General features: G+C 45.5%; 14 protein-coding genes. All 14 read left to right on the top strand.

All coding sequences use genetic code 11. From position 1 onward, the window contains the following. Positions 1-151 precede the first annotated feature (151 nt). The 14 genes from ACFRAM_RS09645 (at position 152) to ACFRAM_RS09580 (ending at position 22,228) form a co-directional block, all read left to right on the top strand. Positions 152-1,945 (top strand): cache domain-containing sensor histidine kinase, encoded by a 1,794-nt coding sequence (locus ACFRAM_RS09645; RefSeq protein WP_379465682.1) that lies wholly within the window; start codon positions 152-154, stop codon positions 1,943-1,945. A gap of 15 nt (positions 1,946-1,960) precedes the next feature. After that, entirely contained in the window at positions 1,961-3,289 is a 1,329-nt protein-coding gene (locus ACFRAM_RS09640) for a response regulator transcription factor (RefSeq protein WP_379465681.1), read from the top strand. 161 nt (positions 3,290-3,450) lie between these two features. Further along, a complete protein-coding gene (locus ACFRAM_RS09635) occupies positions 3,451-4,341 on the top strand; it encodes a carbohydrate ABC transporter permease (RefSeq protein WP_246317300.1) in 891 nt (296 codons plus the stop codon). Between the two features lies 1 nt (position 4,342). Then, positions 4,343-5,215, top strand: coding sequence for a carbohydrate ABC transporter permease (locus ACFRAM_RS09630; protein ID WP_379465680.1), 873 nt, complete (start codon positions 4,343-4,345; stop codon positions 5,213-5,215). Between the two features lie 131 nt (positions 5,216-5,346). Then, positions 5,347-6,807, top strand: a complete 1,461-nt coding sequence (locus ACFRAM_RS09625; protein ID WP_379465679.1) for an ABC transporter substrate-binding protein — start codon at positions 5,347-5,349, stop codon at positions 6,805-6,807. Positions 6,808-7,295: 488 nt separating this feature from the next. Then, the gene (gene adhE, locus ACFRAM_RS09620; RefSeq protein WP_175373023.1) at positions 7,296-9,917 is read left to right on the top strand and encodes a bifunctional acetaldehyde-CoA/alcohol dehydrogenase; all 2,622 of its coding nucleotides are present in this window, start codon (positions 7,296-7,298) and stop codon (positions 9,915-9,917) included. Positions 9,918-10,173: 256 nt separating this feature from the next. Next, positions 10,174-12,435 carry a formate C-acetyltransferase gene (gene pflB / locus ACFRAM_RS09615; RefSeq protein ID WP_175373024.1) on the top strand — a complete coding sequence of 754 codons (2,262 nt, stop codon included), beginning with the start codon at positions 10,174-10,176 and terminating at the stop codon, positions 12,433-12,435. A 211-nt stretch (positions 12,436-12,646) separates the two neighbouring features. Next, positions 12,647-13,384 carry a pyruvate formate-lyase-activating protein gene (gene pflA / locus ACFRAM_RS09610; RefSeq protein WP_066363800.1) on the top strand — a complete coding sequence of 246 codons (738 nt, stop codon included), beginning with the start codon at positions 12,647-12,649 and terminating at the stop codon, positions 13,382-13,384. A 398-nt stretch (positions 13,385-13,782) separates the two neighbouring features. Beyond that, positions 13,783-15,192 carry an extracellular solute-binding protein gene (locus ACFRAM_RS09605; RefSeq protein ID WP_379465678.1) on the top strand — a complete coding sequence of 470 codons (1,410 nt, stop codon included), beginning with the start codon at positions 13,783-13,785 and terminating at the stop codon, positions 15,190-15,192. A 100-nt stretch (positions 15,193-15,292) separates the two neighbouring features. After that, complete coding sequence (locus ACFRAM_RS09600; protein WP_175373026.1) at positions 15,293-16,177, top strand: carbohydrate ABC transporter permease; 885 nt, start codon at positions 15,293-15,295, stop codon at positions 16,175-16,177. Then, positions 16,177-17,004 carry a carbohydrate ABC transporter permease gene (locus ACFRAM_RS09595; protein ID WP_175373027.1) on the top strand — a complete coding sequence of 276 codons (828 nt, stop codon included), beginning with the start codon at positions 16,177-16,179 and terminating at the stop codon, positions 17,002-17,004. Before ACFRAM_RS09600 ends, ACFRAM_RS09595 begins: the two co-directional genes overlap by 1 nt. Positions 17,005-17,029: 25 nt before the next feature. After that, positions 17,030-18,883, top strand: a complete 1,854-nt coding sequence (locus tag ACFRAM_RS09590; protein WP_379465677.1) for a cache domain-containing sensor histidine kinase — start codon at positions 17,030-17,032, stop codon at positions 18,881-18,883. Further along, positions 18,861-19,652 carry a response regulator transcription factor gene (locus ACFRAM_RS09585; protein ID WP_379465676.1) on the top strand — a complete coding sequence of 264 codons (792 nt, stop codon included), beginning with the start codon at positions 18,861-18,863 and terminating at the stop codon, positions 19,650-19,652. Before ACFRAM_RS09590 ends, ACFRAM_RS09585 begins: the two co-directional genes overlap by 23 nt. A 323-nt stretch (positions 19,653-19,975) precedes the next feature. Then, a complete protein-coding gene (locus ACFRAM_RS09580) occupies positions 19,976-22,228 on the top strand; it encodes a copper amine oxidase N-terminal domain-containing protein (RefSeq protein ID WP_379465675.1) in 2,253 nt (750 codons plus the stop codon). Positions 22,229-22,427: the final 199 nt, after the last annotated feature.

The raw sequence follows: 22,427 nt of genomic DNA, 5'->3' as shown, positions 1-22,427 counted from the left end.
TTTAGCAGTCCACTTTCGCTGGCTGGATCATGGCGTAGCTTTTATTTTGTCTTTAGTAGAAAAATAGATACAAATACTCCTAAAAAACTTTAGAATAGACATATATGACGCATATAGCGTTTGTTATAGTATGAAGCTGGAGGTGTGCCTTATGTGGTCAAGACTTGTTAAGCCACTTGTGAAACTGAACGTCAAGCAGCAGTTAATCCTGCTCTTCCTGATTATGATCTCTCCCATTCTGATTCTGAACAGCTACGGCAATTTGAAGGCCGAGGGCATTCTCAAGCGTCATGTTACGAATGCATATGTGGAGCTGAATAAACAGAACTTTACGATTATTAACCGAGATATTGAGACCGTTAACAAAATCACCACCACCATCATTCAGAACCCGCTGATTCAACAGCTGAGTACAAAAACCAATGAAATTGTGATGGATTCGTTCAAGCGTTATGAGGCTATAGAAAAGCTGCTGCTCAGCTACTCTCAGGGTACCGGCAAGGATGATGTTGTTTATTACTCGCTCTATGTATACGATCCGGAGGATAAATATTTCTTTGCCCCGAACTTTCCGCAGGTCAAGAAGGCGGGAGTTTATTTTTTCTCCAAGGAAGAGGAGCCTAGTTGGTTCCAATCGGCGGTGCAGCAGAAAGGGCGGGGCTATCTGCAGTTTATGGACAGACTCAGCGCCCAAGCCGAGAATAACAAGACACTAACCTATGTCAGGGCGGTCAACAACATTTACCGGGGAGAAGGGACCATTGGCGTATTGGTCGTGACCAAAATGGAGTCCAAAATCAGTGAATCGCTGAAATCGATATCCCTGCCTGACGGTGAGATCTACCTCACAGATATGAATAATCTTGTACTTGCTTCTACGATTAACAATTTAGGTGACCATATTGAACTGCCGGAAGGGGCAGAGGAGGGAGATCCGGAAGGTATCGTGGATGTTATCACCAATGATTTTATTTATGTGGTCAATAACAACCATGCCCTGGGTCAGAAGCTTGTCTACAAGGTTCCTGTAAAAGCGCTTTTACAGCAGCAAAATGAGATGAAGAGGGTCATACAATATATCACCATCGCCTATGCGGTATTCGGGCTGATCATTATTACATATTTCTGGCGTTCCCTGATGACGCCTTTGCAAAAGCTAGCCTTTTTCGTGCGTAAATACGAACCTGGCAATCGTGTCCCAGAGACGCCAAGGTGGGGCAGCAATGACGAGGTCAGCGTGCTAATCACTTCCACGTATGACATGGCCCGAAGGCTTAATGGCCTGATTACTTACAAGTATAAAATGGAACTGAAGCAGAAAGAATCGCAGCTGCAGTTGCTTTACCAACAAATCAATCCCCATCTGCTATATAATACACTTGAGAGCATATATTGGAAAATATCACTTGAAGGTAATGCGGAATCTGCCGAGATGGTCAAGCAGCTGTCCAAGCTGATGAAGATTAGTCTCAGTCGTGGCAGAGAGTTGATTACACTGGAGGAAGAACTGGAACATGCCTCTGCTTATATCAAGCTCCAGCAGCACCGGTATGATTATGTTTTTCGGGTTGAGATGAATATTGATCCGGATATTAAGAGCAACTTGATTCCGAAGATCACTTTGCAGCCGTTGATCGAGAATGCCATCATTCATGGGGTGAAGAATATGGGAGAAGACGGCGAGATTATTATTACAGCCTGGATGGAGGAGGATTACATCCTTATCTCCATAGAAGATAACGGTTACAAAGAAGTTGATTTTGAGGCAATTATGTGGATTCTCGATGAAGAAAATCCAAATCCGACCAGCGGATATGGCATCCGCAATGTCAACCAGCGTATACATCTGCATTTTGGCCCTGAATATGGCATTAGTTACGCTGCCCGCGCAGGTGGTGGTACCCAGGTAGTAGTGAAGCTGCCGAAATCAGAGAATCACGAATAAAAGGAGATCAACGATATGTTTAATATTTTAGTAGTGGATGATGAGCCGTTGATTGTTAAAGGACTGAGCAGCCTGCTTGCTTCATCCGGCTTGGAAATCGATCATATTTATACAGCAAACAGCGGTTTTGAGGCGCTAGATTGCATTCGAATGGAAGATATCGACCTGCTGGTCACGGATATCCAGATGGGCGCCATGAGCGGCATTGATCTGATGCAGCATGCGAAACTGACCAAGCCTTGGGTACAAACCATTGTCATCTCAGCGCATGAGACGTTTCAGTATGCCCAAATGGCCGTACGGCTAGGAGCCAAGGATTATTTGATCAAGCCCTTGAACAGCGAGCAGTTCCTGGACTCTGTACGTAATGTGCTGCTGAAGCTGGATAAGCCTTCACCGGAGCTGGATACGTTCATGTCCGGTATCAGCGAGAGCTTTCGCTTAGAAGAGACGCAGCCGGAATACAGTCAACTGTTGACTGAATTGCTGGCGAATCCGGATAAGGTGCTGGCTGACCCGCGCAGTCTGCAAAAAATCGATGCCCTTAACCTTCAGGGACCTTTCTTTTCGGTTATCAAGATCAAGCTTCCGTTGTCTGAACCGGGATCAGAGAAGAAATATTGCGCCAATGATAAGCGCCTCTTATGTTATGCAGCCTTGAATATTGCCAAGGAACTTATGGATCAGGAGTGGAACTCTATTGCTTTTTACTCTCCAGAGGGAGAAATAACGATCATTATCCAGTGGGATGAGAAAAGCTATGAAGAATCTTCCTCGGGCCAGATTAACCGGTTAGATGTTCTGGGTCGCAGTTTGCATTTTAATATTCATAAATATCTGCATCTGCACGCGGTTATCGGGATTAGCCAGATTCTGAAGGGACTGCCGTTTATGAATGTGCTGAACCGGCAGGCTTCAAAGGCTATTCTCTGGAACAAGGAGCATAGCGACCACTATGTGTTCTACTATGGTGATTTTAACTGGAATAATTACGCAATAGATCCTTCTGCTGAAGAACTACATACGCGAAGCAACCTCATCGTCCAGAAAGCGAAGGAATACATCGACGAGAATTATGCGCAAAAAGGTCTGACCATTCACGAGGTGGCGAAGAAAAATCATGTAAGTCCCAACTATCTGAGCTACCTGTTCAAGAAGAATACAGGCTTTAATCTGTGGGAGTATGTGATTAAGCTGCGGATGGAGGAAAGCCGGGAAATGATCCTGAATACGGATCTGCGAAGATATGAAATTGCAGAGCGGGTAGGCTATGAATCACCGGAACATTTTAGCAAAATATTTAAAAAATACTATGGAATTAGCCCCAGCGAATTGAAGAAGTAAGAACAGTCATTACTTCGATAGATATACACATGTTCAGTACAAGCCTGATTTTCTACAATTTAAGGTAGGAAGCATTTTGCGAAAAAATGCCGAACGAACCAAAGGAATGAGGGAGCTTGATGAACCAAACTGCAGTAGTAAACGAAAACCCGGGGGCACAGATGGAGCGTAAATCGTCCACGCCACAACGGAATGGCCGCTGGAAGAAAAACTTCTGGGGCTACATGTTCCTTGTACCCGCATTTGTAATTTTCATCCTATTCATGTGGGTTCCCATTTTGAAGGGCTTAGTGTACAGCTTTTATCACGTCGATTTCGTTTCAGGCAATACTTTTGTGGGCTTTGACAACTATGCCAGAGCACTTACAGATCCCGATGTATTAACGGCTGTAAAGAATACCCTCTATTACATGGCATTGTGTTTTGTCCTCGGATTTTGGGTTCCAATCGCCTTCGCGATTGCGATCTCGGAGCTCCGCAGATTCGGAGGCTTTGTGCGGGTAGCTGCTTACTTGCCTTTTGTCGTACCAGGCGTCGTGTTGTACGGACTATGGAGATGGCTGTACGATCCGGTTGGACCAATCAATGCGTTACTTGGCACTTTTGGAATCGACCAAATTGCGTTTTTGACTGACACCAGGTGGTCTATGATTTCACTCGTCTTTATGGAGACCTGGCAGCAATTCGGTTCAGGGATGCTAATATATCTGGCAGCAGTGCTGAGCATTCCGCGTGACTGGTATGAAGCGGCAGAAATTGACGGTGCTGGTGTATGGGCACGTATTCGTCATATTACATTGCCTTCTATGCGTAATCTGATCATTCTGATGCTTATTTTGCAGGTTATCGGCACTTCGCAAGGGTACCAGTCACAGATGGCTTTGCTTGATGGTGGACCTAACAACACCACGTTGACCTATGCGCTCCTGATGGTTAAATACGCGTTTACAAAACTTGATTATGGAACGGCTACTGCACTAGGCATGCTTATGTTCATCGTCCTGGGCGGTTTGGGCGTCTTACAGTTCAAGCTCAACAAGGAGGACAACTAAGATGAAAAGTGGAGATAGAGGTATATTATCGGAACACGATCTTAAGCAGACCAGTAATAAAATCGTATATGGAATAATGGTTTTGGTTATATGTGCCATGGTGTTCAGCATGTTGTATCCTATACTCATGATGATGTTTAACGGACTCAAGTCCAATACAGAAGTGAACACGTTCCCGCCGCACTTTTTCCCGCAGGAATGGCATTTTGACAACCTGAAGCAAGCAATGAACTATATTGATCTGTTTTCATACCTAAGAAACACTATCTATATCTTTGTGGGTAACATGTTAATGACCCTGGTAGTGTTGGGGATGGCGTCGTTTAGTATCTCCCGGATGAATGTACCTTATAAGAAAGCTATTTATTTCTTCTTCCTGATGACCCTGTTCATTCCGGCGAGCAGTTATATGGTTCCAAACTTTGTCAACTTGAAGGAACTGGGCTTGCTGAACCAATACGCAGCTTTCTGGCTGCCAGCAGGTGCGAATACATTCTATTTCCTGTTGCTCAAGAACTTCTTTGACGGTATTCACCCTGAAATCTTCGAAGCTGCCCGGATCGACGGAGCCTCGGAGCCAAGAAGCTTCTTCTCCATCGCAGTACCGCTGTCGGTTCCGATTTTCGCAACACTTGCCATCTTTATCTTCTCCACAGCATGGAATGACTGGTTCTGGCCGTCACTCGTTATGCATAGTGATGACAAGTACACATTGGCAACAGCGATCTATAAGTATGTTATTAGCGTTAAGGCACTCAATACCAATATCAAGTTTGCGATTCTTTTCCTTGTCAGCTTGCCGCCAATTGTCGTATTCTTGATCTTCCAGAAGTTCATTATGCGCGGTGTGGCTTTATCCGCTGTCAAAGGTTAAATTTAATGTCTGATTCTACTACCAATCGTAAACTTACACATAAAAGGAATATAAATGCACCTCGTTTGTAAACGATTTCTCTTTTATGATCAATGTGTAAGATAATTATGAAATTGAAAAGGGGAGTTTCAATGCGCAAGTATTCCACTATGCTACTAAGCCTCCTAATGGCCGGTTCGTTGCTTTCCGCTTGTGGCGGTAACAACGGTAATACAGCCAGCGACAAGGGCGGGGATGCAACTACAGCCCCAACGAATGCTGCAACAGACAATTCGAGCGGCACCGATGCAGCAGCTAAGGATGACATTACCCAAAGAAAAGTTACAATCAAGATTCACTATCCGACACCTGACCTTACAGAAATCAGAGCTCAGGAAGATGACAAAATTAAGCGTTTCCAAGCTGAATATCCAAATGTTGAAATCCTTAAGGATGACTGGCAGTACAACGTAAATGAAATCGGCATCAAAATGGCTGCCAACGAGGCACCAACGTTCTTCAATACCTTTGCTACAGAAGCTAAGTTCCTGGTTGAAAAGGGCTGGGTAGCTGATATCACAGATCTTTGGAACAACTATGAACACAAAGATGAAATTAACCCTGTCTTGCAGAATCAGTTCATCATTGATGGCAAAGTGTACGGCGTAACACAAAAAGGTTATGTCACCACTACAATGATCAACAAAAAGCTGCTTGATGAAAAAGGTGTAGCTGTTCCTCCACTTGACTGGACTTGGGACGATATGCTGAACACTGCCAAGGGCGCAGCTGATACTAAAAAAGGTATCTCTGGTATTGCTCCAATGGGTAAAGGTAATGAAGCTGGCTGGAACTGGACCAACTTCCTGTTCGAAGCAGGCGGAGAAATTCAAAATATTGACGGCGGTAAAGTTGTAGCTACATTCAACTCCGACGCTGGTGTGAAAGCACTGGACTTCTATAAGCAGCTTAGATGGGAAGCTAATGCTATTCCTCAAGACTGGGCACTTGGCTGGGGCGATGCTGTAGGCGCGTTCCAACAAAGCCGTACTGCAATGGTTATGGCCGGTTCTGACGGCGTTATCGAGCAAGCCCTGAACCAAGGTGGTTTGAAACCTGAAGAGGTGTTGACGTACCCAATGCCTGCAGCTGAAAAAGGCGGCAAGCACACAGGCGTACTTGGTGGCGACTATCTCGTAATCAACCCGAATGCAACGAAAGACGAGCAAGAAATGGCTTTCCGTTACATCACATTCGACTACTTCTCTGAAAAGGGTCTGGATGCACTTGATGCGGTAATCAAGCAACGTGAAGCAGACGGTAAATTCTTCATTCCGCCGCTTCTTGACTACTTCTCCGCTGATTCTGAATTCGGTAAGAAGACTAAAGCTGTCTATGATAAGTATACAAACGTCTACCAATACAATCCGGAAATCATGAACCTGCTGGACGGTAAGCCAGAAGCTCAGTACAATACTCAGGACTACTATGCAACAATGTCCAATGTCATTCAAGAGCTGTTCTCCAAAAAAGGAACGGATTCCAAAGCTCAGCTTGATGCTGCTGCTAAAACAGTCCAAGAGAAATTCTTCGACGGAATCAAAGTTCAATAATCAGACTTCAGCATAATTGCTGTAACTGAATAGCACGAACAAAGGGATGTCCCAGAAACCATGTGAATGGTGAGGGGCATCCCTTCGTATTATAGGATCAACGAGAGAGTACTGGTTGATCTTTTTTAATAGCCGTTTTTTGTTAGGTAGGTTTGAGATTGAAAAAGCGAGCAGGATTGGCACTGAGCGGGGAAGAGGGATTGTGAACCTTCTGTGATTCATGGAGTGTTGAATGAAGAGCAAGAGGTTTCTTTTTAGTTATAAATAACAAGGAATAGGCTGGGTAAAAGCCTAAAATCAGGGGAATTAAACGATTTTTTAAATAAAATATGGTTAAAATACCTGAATATGATTGAATGTAAGCGCTTTGAAACATGTCAAAAAAACTTTATACTTTGTGAAAGATTTCACTATACAAGACGAAAAGTATGTGATAATATGAACATGTAGAGAAAAACAACTCAAAAATTGACAGGAGGACGAGGGACATGGCAGTTAAAAATGAAGTGCCCGCCCAAGTGAAGCAACCAACAGCTGAGGAATATATTCAGACTTTGGTAGATAAAGCCAAGAAGGCTCAAGAAGCGTACATGCAGCTGGATCAAGAGCAAGTCAACACAATCGTTCATGCAATGGCGCTGGCAGGACTCGACAAGCACATGTATCTGGCGAAACTGGCCGTAGAAGAAACAGGTCGCGGAGTCTATGAAGACAAAATTACGAAGAACATTTTCGCAACAGAATATATCTGGCACGGAATTAAATATGACAAAACCGTAGGGGTCATCGAAGACAACTCCTACGAAAGTTTCCAAAAGATCGCCGAACCGGTCGGCATCGTTATGGGTATCACACCGGTAACCAATCCAACATCCACCACGATGTTTAAAGCTTTGATCGCCGCAAAGACACGTAACCCTATTATATTCGGTTTTCATCCATCTGCGCAAGAGTGTAGTGCAGCATCCGCCAAAATTCTACATGACGCAGCAGTGAAAGCTGGCGCTCCTGAGAACTGTATCCAATGGATCGAATTGCCGACGATGGACAAAACCAACGCTTTGATGAACAACCCTGACGTTGCACTGATTCTGGCAACAGGCGGATCGGCGATGGTTAAAGCAGCTTATAGCTGTGGTAAACCGGCTCTGGGTGTAGGCCCTGGTAACGTGCCTGCCTTTATCGAGAAGAGTGCTGATATCGACCAAGCGGTAACTGACATCATTCTTTCCAAGACATTCGATAACGGTATGATTTGCGCATCTGAGCAAGCTGTTATTATTGAAGAAGCTATCTTCGACCAAGTGAAGAAGAAAATGATTGCGAACGGCTGTTACTTTGTTAACAAAGAAGAAGCTGGCAAGCTGACTTCCGGCGCAATGAACGTTGAAAAATGTGCAGTGAATCCGGCAATTGTTGGCCAATCTGCAACGAAGATCGCGGAAATGTGCGGAATTCAAGTTCCAGCAGGCACTAAAATTCTGGTAGCTGAACTTGAAGGTGTAGGTACAAAATTCCCGCTGTCTGCAGAGAAGCTTAGCCCGGTACTGGCTTGCTATAAAGTTAAAAATGCTGATCAAGGTATCGAACGTGCTGCCGAGATCGTTGAGTTCGGAGGCATGGGCCATAGCTCGGCTATCCATTCCAACAATGAAGAAGTGATCATGAAATTCTCGAACCGTTTGCAAACCGGACGTATTCTGGTAAACTCGCCATCAACACACGGTGCCATCGGCGATATTTACAACACTAATATCCCTTCGCTGACCCTGGGCTGCGGATCTTACGGACGCAACTCGGTATCGCAAAACGTGACTGCCATCAATCTGATCAACGTGAAAAGGGTGAATCGTCGTACCGTGAATATGCAATGGTTTAAAGTACCCGACAAGATCTATTTCGAAAAAGGTGCAACTCAATACCTTGCCAAAATGCCTGATATTACACGTGTTGCGATTATCACTGACCCTATGATGGTGAAGCTGGGTTATGTGGAAAGAGTTGAACACTACCTGCGTCAACGTCAAACACCAGTAGCCATCGAAGTGTTCTCGGAAGTAGAACCAGATCCATCGACAACTACAGTGGAAAAAGGTACAGCTATGATGAACAGATTCCAGCCGGACTGCATCATTGCACTTGGCGGCGGTTCCCCTATGGACGCAGCTAAAGGTATGTGGTTGTTCTATGAACACCCAGACGCTGACTTTAACGGTCTGAAACAAAAATTCATGGATATCCGTAAACGGGTCTACAAGTTCCCTAAACTGGGTAACAAAGCTAAATTCGTTGCCATTCCTACCACTTCGGGTACGGGTTCGGAAGTTACTTCTTTCGCGGTTATCACGGATAAAACAACTGAAAAACACACCAAATATCCTTTGGCTGACTATGAGCTCACACCTGATGTAGCTATCATTGATCCAGAGTTCGTATACAGCTTGCCAAAAACTGCTGTTGCTGATACAGGTATGGACGTTTTGACCCATGCGATTGAAGCCTATGTCTCGGTTATGGCTAGTGACTACTCCGATGGTCTGGCCATCAAAGCTATCCAGCTCGTATTCCAATACCTGGAGAAATCGGCACTGGAAGCTGATCCACTGGCCCGTGAGAAAATGCACAATGCTTCAACGCTTGCTGGTATGGCGTTTGCCAACGCGTTCCTGGGCATTAACCACAGCTTGGCGCACAAATGGGGCGGTCAATATCACACGGCTCATGGTCGCACCAATGCGATTCTTATGCCACACGTTATCCGCTACAATGCCAAGAAACCAACGAAGTTTGCTTCGTTCCCTAAGTATTCGCACTTCGTTGCTGATGAGCGCTATGCAGAAATCGCCCGTATTTTGGGACTGCCAGCTCGTACCACTGAAGAAGGGGTTACCAGCTTGATCAATGCTATCCGCGACATGAACAAGAAGCTGGGTATTGAGGAGTCGTTCCAACAGCTGGGCTTTGATCCTAAGGATTTCGAATCGCGTGTTGACTATCTGGCTGACCGTGCATTCGAAGACCAATGTACAACTGCCAATCCAAAAATGCCGCTTGTCAGCGAGCTTGCAGACGTATACCGCAATGCTTTCTACGGAAAATTTGACAACTAATACCAAGGATTTAAGCTAAGAATTCTGTTCCTTTAGAAACTGGATGCAAGTGACAAATATCACCGAAAAGGTGATATTTGTCACAGTCCTTTTTCAGAAAATAAACTAAAATATTTATATAAACAAACAACGATCCCAGTTGTAAAATCACTTTTGTGAATTTTATAACAACCATTAGATGGGGTCGCGAGACACGGGATTAACCTTCAAGCCCGCGATCTCTACAATACTATAAATATAGATGGAGGGATTTAGCATGTCGGTGATTGAAAAAGATGTACAAGAAGTGAAGTCGGGTTGGCGCGGTTTTACAAAAGGTAAATGGTCCAGAAAAGTTAACGTGAATGACTTTATTGAGAAGAATATTACCCCTTACCTGGGCAAGGAAGATTTCCTCGCCGGAGCTACTGAGAACACCAAAGAGCTGTGGAAAATTGTTTCTGAAATGACTAAACGGGAAATTGCCAACGGCGGTGTGCTTGATGTAGATGTGAACACTGTATCTACGATCGTCTCGCACAATCCTGGTTACATTGACAAAGACAAGGAGCAAATTGTCGGCGTTCAGACAGATGCGCCTTTCAAACGTTCCATCCAACCGTTCGGTGGTATTAAAATGATGATCGATGCCTGCAACGCATACGGATTTGAACTTCCGCAAGGCATTGTCGACATGTTCACGAACATTCGCAAAACGCATAACCAAGGCGTATTTGATGCATATACAGATGAAATGAGAGCAGCGCGCAGAGCGGGTATCATTACCGGTCTTCCTGATGCTTACGGCCGTGGCCGGATCATTGGTGACTATCGCCGCGTAGCGCTTTACGGAATTGATTTCTTGGTCAACGAAAAGAAACAAGATCTCAAGAATCTTGAAGTAGATGCCATGAGCGAATCCGTAATTCGTCTTCGGGAAGAGGTCTCCGAACAGATCCGCGCACTGGGTGAACTGAAGAAGATGGCAGCTATGCACGGCTTTGATATCTCCAAGCCAGCTAACACTGCCAAAGAAGCTTTCCAATGGGTGTACTTCGGATATCTTGCAGCAATCAAAGAACAAAACGGTGCGGCAATGTCCCTTGGACGCGTATCCTCTTTCCTTGATATCTATGTTGAGCGCGATATCGCAGAAGGTATTTTGACCGAAGAACAAGCACAAGAGTTAACAGACCATTTTGTAATGAAATTGCGTATCGTTAAATTCCTGCGCACACCTGACTATAATGAACTGTTCAGTGGTGACCCTACCTGGGTTACAGAATCCATTGGCGGTATGTCCGTAGATGGTACAACACGCGTTACTAAGAACAGCTTCCGTTTCCTGCACACCCTGTACAACCTGGGACCTGCACCGGAACCGAACTTGACTGTACTGTGGTCCGAGAAATTGCCTGAAGGCTTCAAGAAATATTGTGCCAAGGTATCCATCGAGACCAGTTCCATTCAATACGAGAATGATGATCTGATGCGTCCGATCTATGGCGATGACTACGGTATTGCATGTTGTGTATCTGCAATGCGCATTGGTAAACAAATGCAATTCTTCGGCGCACGTGCCAACCTGGCAAAAGCACTGTTGTATGCTATCAATGGTGGTGTTGATGAAAAATCCGGCGTGCAAGTTGGACCTGAGCTTCCGCGCATCACTTCCGATGTTCTTGATTATGAAGAAGTAATGAAACGTTTCAAACCAATGATGGAGTGGCTGGCTAAGCTGTACATGAACACGCTGAACGTCATTCACTACATGCACGATAAATATTCCTACGAGCGTATTGAAATGGCTTTGCATGACCGCGATATTCTGCGGACCATGGCTTGTGGTATCGCCGGTTTGTCTGTTGCAGCCGACTCCCTGAGCGCCATCAAATATGCCAAGGTTAGACCGGTACGTAACGAACAAGGTATTGCCATTGATTTTGAAATCGAAGGTGAATTCCCTTGCTACGGTAACAATGACGATGCCGTAGACAGCATCGCGGTAGATTTGGTTGAATCCTTCATGACAATGATTCGCAAAAACACAACTTACCGTGATTCCTTGCCGACACAATCGGTACTGACCATCACTTCTAACGTTGTGTATGGTAAGAAGACAGGTACTACACCTGACGGACGTAAAAAAGGCGAGCCATTCGCACCGGGTGCTAACCCAATGCACGGCCGTGATAAGAAGGGCGCCCTGGCATCCCTGAGCTCTGTTGCCAAACTGCCTTACGAGGATAGCCTGGACGGAATCTCCAACACCTTCTCCATCGTGCCTAAGGCATTGGGTAAGGAAGAAGAAGGCCGTAAATCCAACCTGGTATCCATGCTTGACGGATACTTCGGCAGCAAGGGTCACCACCTGAACGTCAACGTGTTCGCCCGCGAACAGTTGATGGATGCTATGGAACATCCAGAGAACTACCCACAATTGACCATTCGTGTATCCGGCTATGCAGTTAACTTCATCAAGCTGACCCGCGAACAACAATTGGATGTAATCAACCGTACGTTCCATGGTTCGATGTAAGACGATAACGAAATTGCTTTGGCTTTAGCTATATCATTATGATACTCGCAAGGAGATGCCGCCCTTGTCACAAGGGCGGTAAAATCTTGTTCTCAATTGGTTAAAATTTTAAATTTCGGGACCGCGATTTTAGGTGACAACAGTCTTTAAGGACAGGGACCTTCTTCGGAAGGAGAGGCTGTGGTCAGTCGTGGAGAAAGGATGACTCCTAATGATTAAAGGTCGCATACACTCCTTGGAAACCTTTGGAACCGTTGACGGGCCTGGCATTCGATTTGTTTTGTTCATGCAAGGCTGTCTGTTGAAATGCCAATATTGTCATAATCCAGATACATGGGCATTGGATGAGGGCAAGGAAATGAGCCTGGAAGAGGTTCTGGCTGAGATAGAACCTTACTTGAACTATTACCGTACGTCCGGAGGTGGCTTGACCGTATCCGGCGGAGAGCCAACGCTACAGGCCCATTTCGTCAAGCAACTGTTCACGGAAGTGAAGAAACGCTGGAATCTGCACACCACACTGGATAGCAATGGCTACAATGAAGGTGATAAGATTAATGATCTGCTGGATGTAACAGATCTGGTGATGCTCGATCTTAAGCATATTGATGACGAAGCCCATATCAAACTGACGGGCAAATCCAATGAGCGGACACTGAAGCTCGCACGCTGGTTGTCAGATCATGATCGCAAAATGTGGATCCGGCACGTCTATGTTCCTGGCATTCATGACCGGGAAGAGGATCTGTTGAATCTTGGTCGCTTCATCGGCAGCCTGAATGGGGTAGAGAAGTTCGAGATCCTGCCATACCACCAGATGGGCGTATACAAGTGGGAAATGTTAGGCAAGGCTTACGAGCTTGAGGGTGTTCCCAGCCCAACTGAAGAGGAAGTACAGCGGGCTTACAGACTGGTTGAAGAAGGTCGCAAGCAAGTCGAACTGGTATAATATCTTGTCATAAGAACATAAGAACATAAGAAGCCGTCCCAAAATAGCTGCTGCTAAAGGGGCGGCTTCTGTTATGATATAAGAATAATCCGTTTACAAATTGATTAGAAAAGAATCGATTGTTTTGATTTATGTTAAAATACATAACATAATAACGGTTTATCATACATAAAAGCACTTATTCTTCATTGTTTTTAGATGATTTTTGATTTTAAAATTAGCCTTTACAAAGATATATGTTATATATACTAACGTTAAAAGTTAAAAAATAACAATGATTTCGCTTACATTAGACAATTTTATCCCTACTGTAGATGAATCTTAACCTTACGTTAACAATCACCTTTTTTTATAATAGAAACTGTAAACGAAAACATTAAATAGGGAGGGTCACAAAAATGAAAAAAAGTATGACTTTGCTGTTGTCCCTGATTTTCGTAAGCTCTGCGCTGCTTGCCGGTTGTGGAGGAAATAACAACACTAGCACTACCAATGGTGAGGGCAACAAAACTGGAACGAACACGGTGGAAGCTACAAACGCACCTGCTACTGAGGAACCGGTAAGTGAGGAGCCGTTCGAAATGACGATCCGTCACACCCAAGTAGGGGCAGACAAACAAAAACGTTTGGCTATTTTGGAGGATGTAGTTAAGAAGGTAGAAGGGGATGTTCCTGGTTTAACCTTTAAGCTGGACGGCGTTGAATCAGACGTGAACCGCAAAGAAAAACTTCGTGGTGAAATGGCGGCAGGCAATCCACCGCAGGTATTCGATCTGTTCGGTAGCCCTGACTCCAAGATTTATGCAAAAGAAAACAAGCTTCTTGATCTGACGCCTATTCTGGAAGAATTGGGCATCAAAGATAAGTTCTCCAACCTTGATCCGTTTACTTATGAAGGAAAGATCTACGGATTGCCAATCGGCGGTTCCGGTGAAGGATTCTTCTATAACAAAGAGTACTACAACAGCAAGGGCTGGAAGGCCCCTACGACTTTTGCCGAGCTGGAACAACAACTGGCAGATATCAAAGCTGACGGCAAAGTGCCATTGGCTGCTGCCTCCAAAGCAGGTTGGGTACCGTTGATGTTGGCTAACCACTTGTGGTCCCGTTATGCTGGACCGGAAGTTACTGCTAAGTTCGCTACTGGCGAAGCTAAATGGACAGATCCGCAAGTCGTTGCCGGCTTTGCTAAGTACAAAGACTGGGTAGACAAAGGTTACTTCAAAAAAGGCGAACTGGGCTTCGAATATGCTGAATATACAACACAATTCACAAGTGGTGAAGCCATCCTGTTGTATGACGGAACATGGAAATCTTCCGTATTCAAACCAGGTCAATCTGGTGAAGGCCTGATCGGCAAAGTTGGATTCTTCAATATTCCTCCGGTTGAGGGCGGCGCGGGTGACCAAACAGCTCTGATGCGCGATGTGAACAATGGTTACGGCTTCTCTGCAGCAGTAGCTAATGATCCTCGTCAGTTGGCTGCAGTGAAGTCCTTTATCAAGAATCTGTTTAATGAAGAAATGCAGCTTCGCGGACTTGTAGAAGATGGCGTGCTGCCTGCAATGAAGATTGACCAAAACGTATTGAATGAGAATATTACAGATGATCTGATGAGCGAGATCGTAGCTGTACTGAACAACTCCCAATCCTCATTCCCAGCCTTTGACTCTCTTGTGCAAGCGGATGTAACGACCGAGATCAGTAACATTCAAATTCAAAAGCTGATCGGCGGACAAACCACACCTGAGAAGATGGGCGAAGCGCTGCAAAAGGTTCAGGAAGAAGCCAACGCAGCAGTGGAATAAGAAGCAGGAAACTGAATGTACCCTGGCGCTTGTTCCAGGGTACATTTTTTAAAATACTTCCTTAAATCGTTCTCTGATGTCTAAGCAATTGGAGGTAGCCATGAATAAAGCATTGAGAAACCCTGTGGTTTTTACGCTGTTTGTTGTTCCTGCTTTAATTCTGTTCCTGATGTTCTTCATTTATCCGATCTTTAGTTCCATCTATTACAGCTTTACCAGTTGGAATGGTGTATCAGCGACAGTGAAATACACTGGGTTTAGTAATTATACGAAGGCTTTTGGGGATGAAAGATTCTGGATTTCGGTGAAAAACAACGGATGGTTCATTCTGTTCTCCGTGTTTATCCAAGTTCCTTTGATCGTGATCTTCTCTCTTTTGATCGCAAATGTCAAAAAGCTGAAGGGTCTGTATAAGACAGCAGTATTTATGCCATCGATTATGTCAACGGCTGTTATCGGCATCCTGTGGGGCTTTATCTACGAGCCAAACATCGGACTCTTTAACAAACTGCTGAGTTTGGTCGGAATCAACCCGGTATACTGGTTGTCGGATGAGCGGTTCGCGATGCTGTCCATCCTGATCACCAATGCGTGGCAGTGGACCGGATTTTATATTGTCATGGTGCTGGCGGCTATTCTGTCTATTCCAGGCGAACTGGATGAAGCTGCGGCAATTGATGGCGCGACCCGTTTCCAGCGGGCGACCCGGATTACTCTTCCTTTGATTGTCCCTATTATTTCAGTAGTCATCATGCTGTCCATCGCGGGTGCGATGAAGGCGGCAGATATCGTTATCGTCATGACGAAGGGCGGACCAGCAGGTTCCACCGAGGTTATGGCAACTTATATGATTAAATATGCGATTACCAACTTCAAGTATGGGTACGGCAATGCCATCGCTGTTCTGATCTTTGCGTTCACCCTGGTGGTTACAGTTCTTTATCAAGTGCTTATTGCCCGGCGTACAGAAAGGGTGGAATACTAATGCGCACCCTGAAAAAGAGTCTGCCCCATGTGATCCTGCTGGGTTATCTGCTGGTCATCCTGTTTCCTTTCCTGTTCGTGCTGTTCTCGTCTGTGAAAAAGGATAACAACGCGATTGCTCTCAATCCTTTTGGTATTCCGAAAGAATTTGTTTTCAATAACTATGTTGAGGCATGGGTTAACGCCAAAATAAGCACGTATTTCTTCAACAGCTTGTACATTTCTGTGTTATCATCCGTCGTATCCATCCTGCTAGCCTCGATGTTCGCGTTTGCAATCACGCGCATGCGTCAGGGCAAATGGAATACGATATTGTTCTCTTTGGTTCTGGTAGGGATGCTGATTCCGAACAACGCGCTGATGCTGCCGATCTACAACATTGTACGTAAGCTTGGCATCTTGAACACGCATTGGGCGCTGATCATCCCATATATTGCCAATGCAATTCCATTTACGATCATTATTTTGGCTGCTTTTATGCGATCTTTGCCCTCGGAAATTGAGGAAGCAGCCGTTATGGATGGCTTGAATGCCCCTGGTATCTTTGCTAGAATTATTGTACCTCTAACGGTTCCCGCTATGGTTACAGTATTCATTGTGAATTTCCTAGGAAATTGGAATGAATTCTTGCTAGCCAACTACTTCCTTTCCAATGATGAGCTGCGTACGCTTCCAGTGGGCATGGTTCAATTCCGTGATCAATATCAGATGAACTATGCACAGATGTCGGCGGGGATTGTCTACAGCGTATTGCCAGTGGTTGTTATCTATGCGATTTTGCAGGAGAAAATCATTGAAGGCGTTACAGCGGGTAGTGTGAAAGGATAATCCCTTAGGGTCAGGAGCATGGCCGATGAATTTGCGCTATAAACTCTTTACGGCATTTGTGGGCCTGATTATCATTCCCCTATTTATACTTGGCATGATTATGTTCTTCGTGACTTATAATTCTATTGAGAAAAAATATAGCCAGCAGTCGGAATATTCCCTGAAGGCGATCAGCTACAGTATTTCTAATGTCTTCAAAGACATGGACAATGTAACAGACAACGGAATTGCCACCTCAGTATTCCATATGGCACTAAGTGCCGATGATCCTTCCAAACAGGATCTGACGGATGCCGAGCAACTGAGCCTGAATGCCAGCCAGCGCAATTTCCGGAGTCTGTTATACAATCATCCTTCTATTAGTTATGCGTTTCTATACAATTTCAATGGAAAAGGCAGTTCGGAGATTGTCTCGGTTTTCACCAAAGAGAATTTCCGCACGATGCCTTATGAAAAGTTCAAAGAGAGCGATCTGTACAAGCAAGTCATGACGCTCAATGGTGTGCCCAAATGGCTGGCTCCTCACGAATACCCGGAACTTACGGGGACTGAACCCGTGTTTACGCAAATTCGGCTCGTGAAGGAGCTAAGCTTTTTTCAGAATATCGGCATACTGGTTGTTCAAATTAAAAACTGGGAGTTCGAGTCGATCTTCCGCAATTTGAAGATAGGCGACAGCGATCAGAATGTTTCCTTCATGCTGGTCAATGATGACGGTATGATCCTGTTTGATCCGGATCGCAAGCTGGATGGACAAAACTTTGAATCTTTTACCACTAAACAAGTAGCCTTCAAAAAAGGATTTCAGAGCTTTAAAACCGAGTTCGACGGCGAGAAGAGTATTCTCTCTGTCTATCACCTGAAGGATTATCCATGGAGTCTTGTATCCGTGACCTCTTGGGAGACATTATCCCGTGAAGTCACAGTGTTCGCACGCTGGTTCGTGATCGTCGTATTTATCTGTTTCTTGGCTGCCGTTTTCTTCAACCTGTTCTTCATGAACCGAATTACCGGGGCAATTGCGGTCATTGTCCGTTTCATGCGCCGTGTGGAAGACGGAGATTTGACTACCCGTGTTGAGGAAAAAGGGAACGATGAGCTGACTCTGCTAGCGAAGGGATTCAACGATCTGATGAATAAGATCAATGGTCTGTTCAACAGAATTCAGGTCGAGCAGCGTCGCAAGAATCAGGCGGAGATGAGAGTGCTGCAGGCGCAGATTAAGCCTCATTTCTTGTTTAATACCCTTGAGTCAATCAATGTGCTCGCGGTGCAGAATGAGGGGCGAAAAGTAAGCGAAATGGTCTACAGGCTGGCCAGCATTTTACGGATCAGCATTCAGGGCAGGGATGAAATTACCGTTGAGGAAGAGACGAAACATCTGCGCCATTATTTGGATATCCAAAAGTTCCGTTTTGAGGATCTATTCGACTATGAGATCGACATTCCAGATGAGCTGATGAGCTGCGGGATACTGAAGCTTACGTTACAGCCGCTTGTGGAGAACAGTATTCAACACGGTTTTGAAGGGATTGATTATACAGGCAAGCTGATCATCCAGGGATGGGAAGAACGGGGGAATCTGATCCTGAGAATCTCAGACAATGGTATAGGCATGACACCGGCTCAGCTATCGCTATTCCAGTACATGGTGAACGAAAATGCGGAGCAGGAGGTCATTGACAAGCCGGAGCAGCGAATGAATCATGAGCGACGGGGACTTGGCGTCCGCAGCGTGGCCGACCGTATCCGTATTGAATACGGTGACTTATACGGTGTCTTTATCTGCTCCAGCCCGGGACTTGGAACGATCATACAATGCGTCATACCTAAATACGAGCAGGGGGAAGATCATTATGCTAAAAGTATTATTGGTTGACGATGAGGCGCCGATTCTCAATAATTTGAACCGTGTGCTGCCCTGGGAGGAAATGGGCATGACTGTATCGGGCATGGCCCGCAGCGGGATGGATGCCTTGCGTATCGCCGAGGAGGAGCATCCCGATCTTGTGCTGTGTGACATCCGCATGCCCGTCATGGACGGTCTGACGTTCGTTGGTAAGCTGCGCGAGCTTGGCAATGAGTGCGAGGTACTGCTGCTCACCGGCTACCAGGAATTTGATTATGCTCGTGAAGCGATCCGGCTAGGAGTGAGGGAGTACATCTGCAAGCCGATACACTATGAGGAGCTAGGCAACAAGGTGCGTGAGATCGGGGCCCACATTCGCAGCAGAAAGTACAAAGATAAATTGTTCAATAGTCTACCTTTGTTCCAGGAAGTGCCGGAAAACGGAAGCGAGAACTCGAAAAAATCATCGGATCAGCTCATGAATATGGCGGTTCAGTACATTACAGAAAAGTTGAGTTCCGACATCGGCATTGAAGAAGTGGCTGGTAAGCTTGGCATAAGCAGTAGTTACTTCTGTTTGCTGTTCAAGAATCGCTTCTCCATGACATTTGTCGAATATGTGACGCAGCAGCGAGTGGATGCCGCCAAGTTCATGTTGGCCCACAGCGAGAAGAGCATTGCGGTGATTGGTTCGGGTGTCGGCTATCAGGAACGGCGTTATTTCACCAAAGTATTCCAGAAACAGACGGGAATGTCGCCCAAGGAATACCGGGAAGCCTGGAAGCGTAGCGCCGAGTAAGCATTTGGTATAGCTCCCAAGTAATTTAAGCCCTATAAAAAATGCGCAATGGCATACTATGGACACCTTCATGGATCATGGTTTTCGATTCAGGGAGGTGTTTTCCCATGTTTATGGAAGCTGGCGTTAATCTTTTCTTTACATTTCTGAAACTTTTTAAGGCCTGATGCGTCTAATACTATGTTTTGTTAAAAAAGTACGTGGCAGATTTGACCGCCGTCCTTATGGATGGCTGCATTTTTGCAGGGAATGTGGTTGCTGTACATCTAACAAGATCGTAGTGCGCTAATATTCCATCAAATAGGAGCAGAAGGAGTTATACAATGAATTTTAGAAAAATCGCATTAGTTGCTGTACTGGCCGTTTCCCAGGTCGCTGCAGCCGTTCCGGCATTTGCGTCCTCTGTGAGTGGTACGGTAGTCGGCACAGTTGGTGCCGCTGTCCCGGATGCTACGCCACAGAACACCGTCAATCCGACGCAAGCAACAGACGCATTGCCGCATCAGCCAGAGGCCACAGAACAGCCTCTTAACACCGGAGCGCCTGAAGCAGATCAAGCTTCACCCACGCCACCGCCAAGTGACCTGCCTGTAACGACAGAGACACCTGTATCCACAACGTTGCCAACAGCAACACCAGTACCGAGTGCAACTCCGACGCCAACCGTTACCCCGGGCTCAGGCACACAGCCTATTCCCACTGGTGGTCCCAATCAGCTTATTCTGATGATGAATAGTAACAAGATGTATGTCAATGGCGTTCAATATCTGGCTAACCAGCCAATGGCCGTCAAGAATGGTGTATCCTATGTATCAATCCGCGCCATGGTGGAGCGGGTAGGGGTCAAATTCATTTTTGACAACAAAACAAAGGAAACAGTCGTAACTAAAGGTACTGACGTTATGCGTTTCAAGACGGACAGCAATGTCTATACCGTTAACGGCAAGAAGGTAACGATGAAAGGTCCAGCTTACCTGTTCAATGGTACCTTTATGATTCCGCTAACTTCCATTACTGCGGCACTTGGTATTCCTTATACCGTAGATAATGTGCAAAAAAGTGTCACTCTGACACTGGATACAAAGCCTAAAGCTTCCTTCACGGTTCAGCCGACCGAGATCTACGCTGGCCAGCCGGTAGCTTTTACTACAACCAGCTCTTCCCCGAATGGTACAGCCATCGTTGAAGAACGTTGGGAAGGCAAGCAGGATATATATGATCAACCAGGCTTCTATACCGTTAGCTACTCCGTTAGGGACGCGAATGGAGAATGGAGTAATCCTTACTCTGTAACCATTAATGTCCTGCAGCCTAACCAGCCGCCGGTAGCCAACTTCACGACAGATAAAGATGAATATAAAATGGGTGAGCCAGTGGTTATTACTGACCACAGCTACGATCCTGAAGGCGAAGAACTGACGGCCGAATGGTCGAATCGCGCACTTGCCTATTTCAACCCGGGTCCAATCTCCATTCAATTGAAGGTTACGGACAAACACGGACTCAGCGGAACTTTTGAAAAGACGATTAATATTACTAATGATCAGATGTATACACAAGACGAAGTAGCCAAGTTGTTCACCCCGCCGGGTGATGTTCTGACTATCGATGGTGGTTCCATCCCAAGCTATCCTAATTTGGCGTACAACACCTCTTCCGAGCCATACACACTGATCCGCAGTAACAGCCCTGAGACAGTAAACACTGAAGGCGTATTGTACCGCGAGACGGCTCTTGGTGCGACACGTTTCCTGGTTCACCATAAGAACAACATGAGCACAAGACAGAAAGTGTATATCATTGCAACTAATAACAATCCGGTACCAGCGACGATTACGACTCAATTTGTCGGATTTGCCGGTCCGGCAGCATCACCGGAGTACACGGGCAAAATTTCTGTCATGAAGTATTATAATTCTATTGTGACTGGTGCGAACTACAGCACGATCACACTTCAACCGGGACAAAGCGTTCCGATCCTGACGGATACTAGCAAAGTCGCTATGAAGCCGGGTGACATCATCTCACTGAGTGCTGACCTGATGAGCGATTATGCCATCCAATATAACGTAATCATGATCGAGCAGACCAAGGATCCGTTGACTACATTGCCGCTGCTGCCTATCCTTGACCGCGACGGCGTGCACAACCGTGGTACGTATCCTGATTCTACCCGCATCATCGACGTACCTGATGTAGTAGGAACAGTACCATCCAGACTTGTTCTGGGTGACAACAAGAACGATTTGAACCTTATCGGTGTGGATCCTATGAATGGCACCGAAGCTTCCAACGCGGGGAACTTTGGCGTATTGTACAAAATCAAGATTGATCGGGTAGCTCCAAACACACTGATTACTTTCAACCCGCGCGGAGGAAACTACCTTGGTTCTGTTCTTGTAAATGGTGTGATTGTGAATCTGGCGAATAAAGGAAGCTTGTCGAATTCTGACATGAACGCAGTGCTCTTCCGTACCGGTGAATATGAGGGCTCGGTTGAGATGCTCTTCACCGTTGCATCCGGAAGTAATCTTCCTGTAAACTTTGTCTTCACTCCGCTTCCAGCTAAAAAGTAAGGATATTTACAGTTTAAAGCACTTATAAATAAATTTTCTTATCCATCCCGAGGGCGTTCAGCTATTGAACATGCCTCGGGTTTTTTAATGAATTGAATACATATGGACTGATATTTGATTAGGCAAGGGTGGAGCTTCATTGACGGAGCATATATTTTGGGGCATTATAAAGAGAGTGTTATTGAAATGAACAATTATT

The sequence above is a fragment of the Paenibacillus sp. NPDC056722 genome, from assembly GCF_042790635.1.
Lineage (GTDB): Bacteria > Bacillota > Bacilli > Paenibacillales > Paenibacillaceae > Paenibacillus_AQ > Paenibacillus_AQ agri.
This window is presented reverse-complemented; position numbering and strand designations above follow the sequence as displayed.